At 60.0% G+C, this 1,387-nt stretch carries 1 protein-coding gene; it reads right to left on the reverse strand.

Going from position 1 to position 1,387, the window contains the following annotated elements; genetic code table 11:
- Positions 1 to 67: 67 nt before the first annotated feature.
- Positions 68 to 1,120, reverse strand: a complete 1,053-nt coding sequence (locus tag M0D68_RS36555; protein WP_211709243.1) for an IS110 family transposase — start codon at positions 1,118 to 1,120, stop codon at positions 68 to 70.
- Positions 1,121 to 1,387 lie beyond the last annotated feature (267 nt).

Raw genomic sequence — 1,387 nt, forward strand, 5'->3', positions numbered from 1 at the left:
TCTCGTCGATCCATTCGCTTTTCAGGCTTCTAAAGAAACGCTCCACCGGTGCGTTGACGCTCCTATGTCAAGGGACACGCGTCGAATCGGCCAGATCTGCCAGGATGAGCGGGTACAACTCCCTCACGATATAGCGCTTCAGGCAGCGATGGATTTCCTTGTTCGACATGCCTTCTTTGGTCCGGCGTTCGACGTAAGCACGGGTCCGAGGCTCGCTTCTCATGCGCACCATTGCAATGGTCCACAAGGCATTGTTTGCAGACCGGTCACCACCTCTGTTCAAGCGATGCCGGACCGTTTTGCCCGACGATGCCTGCAACGGGCTCGTGCCACAAAGCGCTGCCAGCGCAGCCTCACTTTTCAGGCGTTCGGGATTGTCCCCTGCGACGGCGACAAGCACTGCAGCGGTCTGTGGGCCAACACCGAATCTGTCACGAAGCCGGCTAGCGTGCTGGCTGGTCAGGCGATCGAGCATGGCATCGAGCGTATTGAGCTCCTCTGCCAGCGCCAGCCAGCGCTTGGCCAGCAAGCGCAACGTGGTCGTCAACGTTTGCAACATGGGCGTGTTGCCTAACGAGCGCAGGCGGGCACAACTCGCAACGCATTGCGCCGTCTTCGTTTTCAGAAGGCGTTCGCGAATTTCCTGTGGCGCGCTGACCAGTAAAGCGCGCAACTGATTGATGGCTTGCGTTTTCGCTTTGACCGCGCTGCGTCTGGCAACGGAGACGGCGCGCATTGCTTCGGCAGCGCCGGACTGCTCCTTGGGAACGGCCGTTGCCCTGCCAGAGAGAACCGCGCGGGCGGCGTTTTCCGCATCGGTGGGATCGGACTTTCCTCGGGACCGGCGCATCGCCCGGTCAGGGCGATTGACTTCCAGCACCTCAATTTCGTGATCGCGTAGCACGCGGGCCAAACCCGCGCCGTAGGTGCCGGTCCCTTCTACGCCGGCGCGGCGCAGATGACCGAACGAATTCGCCCAGCTCACCAGGTTGAGATACCCTGCCGTATCGGTCGATACCGACAGCGTTCCAAGAAGTTTGCCCGTCTCGTTAATCACAGCCCCGACATGTGCATCCAGATGCGTGTCGACGCCCAGAATCACTTCGTTGTTTTGTTCCATGCGTGTTTTCGTCGTAGTGGGCGCATCGCCAACCCCACTCGCAGGACAGGACACTCACGGTGCAGAACAAAGCTCCTATCAGGTCACAGACGGTGAGCCCGGCAACGCTCGGGGAACGCCGGAATCCGATCGACAGGTCAACGCCAAGGCAGCTTCGCCAATCCCAGCACGGGTCAGATCGATCCGACGTTCAGAGGCGATCTTAGACTGAGTATCCCAGCAATTCCCCTTCCTGCTCATGCTCTGAACGATGCCGTTTGCCTTCAG

It is taken from the genome of Paraburkholderia sp. SEWSISQ10-3 4, from assembly GCF_030464785.1.
Classification (GTDB): domain Bacteria; phylum Pseudomonadota; class Gammaproteobacteria; order Burkholderiales; family Burkholderiaceae; genus Paraburkholderia; species Paraburkholderia aspalathi.